We start from the raw sequence: 3,903 nt of genomic DNA on the forward strand, positions 1-3,903 counted from the left end.
CTCCTTTTTCATCCTTGCCGCCAGCCTCGTGCTGGGCGGCTGTGCCAGTACCGGCCAGGTCAACCTGGCCGAGGTGCGGCAATTCGCTGACGCCTCGGCGCGCCTGGGCGGCTATGGTGAGTTGTCGCGCCGCTACCGCGACACCTACGAGCGCGAACAACCCTATCTGTCGCCGGCCGCCGACCGCATCGCCAAGGAAAACGACGCGCGCCGGCGTGCCGTGTACGACGACTTCGTCAGCCTCCAGAAGACCGTCGTGCTGTACATGCAGACGCTCAGCGTGCTGGCCGGCGATACGCGCTACGACCTGTCCGACCGCATCGACGACCTCGGCAGCGGCCTCAAGGCGAACGCGGAATCGGGCCTGCAGCAGCGTCAGATCGCGGCCTACACGTCGCTGTCGCGCCTGCTGACGCGGGTGATCGCGTCCGGCTACCAGAACCGCAGCGTCGAAACGATGGTGCGCGACGGCGATGCCGATGTACAAGTCCTGCTGGAAGCGATGATCGCCCTGACCCGACTGTATGCAAAAACCAACGACAACGAAAAGAAGACCGTGCTCGGCATCTTCGACGTCGAGATCCCGTTCTCTACCAAGACATCCGACCGCATGCTCGTGACCCTGGCCAAGGTCCATTACCTGAACAAGTCGACGGAATACAAACTGGTCGACAAACGCTATGACCTGGCGCTCCAGGGGTTGACCAAGGTCGCCCAGGGCCACCAGAAACTACGCGAAAACATCAATAACCTGCACGGCGATGAGGTGCGCAAGATGCTGCTCACCTATGCACGCGACCTGACCCATCTGCGCGACGCCCTGTCCGACTGAACGCACGAGGAGAGACCATGGCACACGACGAGAAACCCCAGCCGATAGCCGGCAAGCCCGCAGTGGCGCCCGCAACCCCGCCCATGGCCCCGCCGCCGCCCGGTCCGGCCGAGGCGCTGGCGACCGCGCACCAGGTCGAGGAACTGGGCGACAAGCTGTCCGACTGCGCGGACAGCATCCACCAGCGCGTCATGCGCGACATCCGCCGCCACCAGGGCCAGGACGTGCCGGAATCGGAACAGGCGGCCGCGCGCGCCCTGCTGGACGCCGAAACGGAGCTGCGCCAGCGCGCCAACCGGCTGTATGCGGACGCGGCCGCCTGCATCGTGTCGTCGCTGGGGCAGCCGCAGCAACACCTGATCCAGCTGACGGTGGACGCCGCCGACAAGATCCGCCGCATCACGCGTATCGGCGACGGCATCACCCTCGTCGCGCGCCTGCTGGGGCTGGCGGCTGCGGCCAGCACGGGCCAGGTCATGCCCATTCTTGCCGCCATCAATGCGCTCAAGGTGCAAATCGACGTCGTCGCCGTCGACAATGCGCCCGCCCCGCCGCCGGCGCCATCCGAGCCCGCCGCGTCCGCCTGACCGTTCCGCCACCTGTGCCGTACCACGGCATGCGGCGGTATATGCATCGCCCGATGTTCCGCGTTACACTGGTACCGCCACCTCGGCATCGGCGGCATCCAATGACACGAACGAAGGGGACATCATGATCGCCAATCCGCACGTCGAGTCCGGCGGCTGCCGCGCCGGCATCTTCCGTCACGCCCGTCGTTACTGCGCTGTAACGGTGCAGCCGGCCCCGTGAGCGCGGCGGCATCATGGAATCCCTCACGCCCGAGCAGCTGGCGCTGCTCAAGACGATGCTCGAACGCCGCCTCGCCGACCTGGCGCGCGTCGAACAGGTGCAACAGGACACCGGAGAATTGCCCGTGGACGAGGTCGAAACCTCGCCGCTGGACCGCGCCACGGCCCGCCTGCTGAACGATCTGACGCGCGAAGCGGCCGGTCACCACTCCGCCGAGATGCGCCAATTGCGCCAGGCCCTCGCCCGGTTCGACGATGGCAGCTATGGCTTTTGCGAGGAATGCGGCCAACCGATCGGCGCGTCGCGCCTGCTGGCACGGCCGGAGGCGCGCCTGTGCATCGATTGCCAGACGCGGGCCGAGCGGCGCTGAAGGGCGCAGCCGCAATCGCCGGCCGCGCGCCCCAATGGCCGGCCGCGCGCCGCTTCAATACATGTGCTGGCCGCCGTTGATGGCCAGGTTGGCGCCCGTCAAGAAACCGGCGTCTTCGGAGACCAGATAGGCGACGAGGCCGGCGATCTCGTCCGGCTCGCCCAGGCGGCCCATCGGGATTTGCGGCAGGATCTTATCGTTCATCACGTCGCTCGGCACCGCCTCGACCATCTTCGTGCGCAGATAGCCGGGCGATACCGTATTCACGGTCACACCGTGGCGCGCCATTTCCAGCGCCAGCGCCTTCGTGAAGCCATGCATCCCGGCCTTGGCTGCCGAGTAATTGGTTTGGCCAAAGGCCCCTTGCTGGCCATTGACGGACGAGATATTGATGATGCGGCCCCAGCGCTGCGCCATCATCGGTTCGATGGCCTGCTTGCTCATGTTGAACACGCTGTCGAGGTTGGCGCGCAGCACGGCGAGCCAGTCTTCGTGCGCCATCTTGCGCAGGCTGCGGTCGCGCGTGATGCCCGCATTGTTGACCAGCACGTCGAGCCGGCCCATCTCGGCCAGCAGTTTCTGCATCATCCACTCGCAATCGCCGTAGTCGGTGACGTCGACGCGATACGTCGTGAAGCGGTACCCATCGTCCCTCTGGGCGGCCAGCCACGCGTCAGGCGTGGCATTGCCGGGCGAATACGTCGCCGCCACGCGGAACCCCTCCGCATGCAAGCGCCGGCAGATCGCCGTCCCGAGTCCCCCCATTCCTCCAGTCACCAAGGCTACTTTGTTATCGTGCATGGTTTCGTCGTCCTGTCATCAAACCTGCCGCGCCGGGTGCGCAGCACGAAATACCGAGTCTAGGGCGATGAACAAAGTTGTTCTTGATGAAACGCAAAAGGGACAGTTCAGTAAATGCTCAGTGAATAATGTCAGGCACACTGGTGGGATCGAAGTCGGCCCAGTCGCCGTCGACGATATTGCCCTTGGCCCGTTCGATGTGATGGGCACCCAGGTCGCGCAGCAGGTCGACGGCGCGCTGCTCCAGGCCGGTGTCGTCGAAGGCGACGGCCACGACCATGCCGGCGGGACGGTTCTCGATGGGCGCATGGCCACCCGCCTCTTGCTCACCGGACTCTTTCATCTTGGAAAAACTGAACAGCGAGCCCAGATGGGCTCCGAGGAGGCCACCGACCACCGGCCCCAGCGGTCCGGTCACGGGCGCCGTCACGGCACCGGCGACCATCCCGACGGCGGCACCCACACCGGCGCCCTCCGCCACGCCGATCGGCGATTCCTTCGCGCCGGGCGAATGGATGTTGTCGCCGCCGATGGGGGTCAGGTCGTGCTGGCCCGGCTGGCTCAGGTAGAAACCGCTGACGCGCTCGCGCGAAAAACCGGCGTCGATCAGGGCGTGGCGTGCCCGCTCGACTTCGTCCTGCAGCTGGAAATGCCCTGCGATGATCGTGGACATGGGTGACCTCCTGCGTCGACTGTGCGTATGCGTGCCATCATGCCGCCCGCCGGGCTGGGCCTCTGTTCGCGAGCGCACGCAGCGAGGCTGCTAGCGCCACTGTCCATAGACCACGCCCAGGTGCTCCGGTTCCGGTGCCGGCGCGGGAAGCCATGCGCGTGGATCCACGCGGTAATATGACTCGAACTCGGCATACAGATCCGGATGGCGCGCGGCCAGTTCGTGCGGTTGCTCGAAGAAACTTTCCGTGGCTACGGCGAAGAACTCGGCCGGATTGGTGGCGCCATAGGGATCGAGCACGTCGCGCTGCCCCCAGACTGCATCGCGGCGCAGCAGCGCGAAATCGCGCGACAGCGTTTCCGCCCAGCTGCGGTAGCGTTCCGCACTGCCGAGGAAGGGCGCGCCATTGTTGTTGCC

Annotated in this window: 6 protein-coding genes; 3 read left to right on the top strand and 3 right to left on the bottom strand. The window is 66.2% G+C overall.

The genetic code is table 11. The features are described from left to right. Nucleotides 1–10 precede the first annotated feature (10 nt). The 3 genes from AC1DYX_RS28860 (at nucleotide 11) to AC1DYX_RS28870 (ending at nucleotide 2,012) form a co-directional block, all read left to right on the top strand. Nucleotides 11–832 carry a hypothetical protein gene (locus AC1DYX_RS28860; protein WP_477265315.1) on the top strand — a complete coding sequence of 274 codons (822 nt, stop codon included), beginning with the start codon at nucleotides 11–13 and terminating at the stop codon, nucleotides 830–832. A gap of 17 nt (nucleotides 833–849) precedes the next feature. Next, nucleotides 850–1,419 (top strand): hypothetical protein, encoded by a 570-nt coding sequence (locus tag AC1DYX_RS28865; protein WP_477265305.1) that lies wholly within the window; start codon nucleotides 850–852, stop codon nucleotides 1,417–1,419. Nucleotides 1,420–1,655: 236 nt separating this feature from the next. Next, nucleotides 1,656–2,012, top strand: a complete 357-nt coding sequence (locus AC1DYX_RS28870; RefSeq protein ID WP_477265307.1) for a TraR/DksA family transcriptional regulator — start codon at nucleotides 1,656–1,658, stop codon at nucleotides 2,010–2,012. Between the two features lie 54 nt (nucleotides 2,013–2,066). Here AC1DYX_RS28870 and phbB read toward each other — a convergent pair whose 3' ends face one another. The 3 genes from phbB to AC1DYX_RS28885 all read right to left on the bottom strand — a co-directional run. Further along, nucleotides 2,067–2,777 (bottom strand): acetoacetyl-CoA reductase, encoded by a 711-nt coding sequence (gene phbB / locus AC1DYX_RS28875; RefSeq protein ID WP_477265309.1) that lies wholly within the window; start codon nucleotides 2,775–2,777, stop codon nucleotides 2,067–2,069. Nucleotides 2,778–2,931: 154 nt separating this feature from the next. Then, a complete protein-coding gene (locus tag AC1DYX_RS28880; RefSeq protein WP_477265311.1) occupies nucleotides 2,932–3,486 on the bottom strand; it encodes a hypothetical protein in 555 nt (184 codons plus the stop codon). Nucleotides 3,487–3,576: 90 nt separating this feature from the next. Further along, the coding region (locus AC1DYX_RS28885) for a zinc-dependent peptidase (RefSeq protein ID WP_477265313.1) at nucleotides 3,577–3,903 on the bottom strand (327 nt) is incomplete at its 5' end.

The sequence above is a fragment of the Massilia sp. P2_C2 genome (assembly GCF_056404615.1).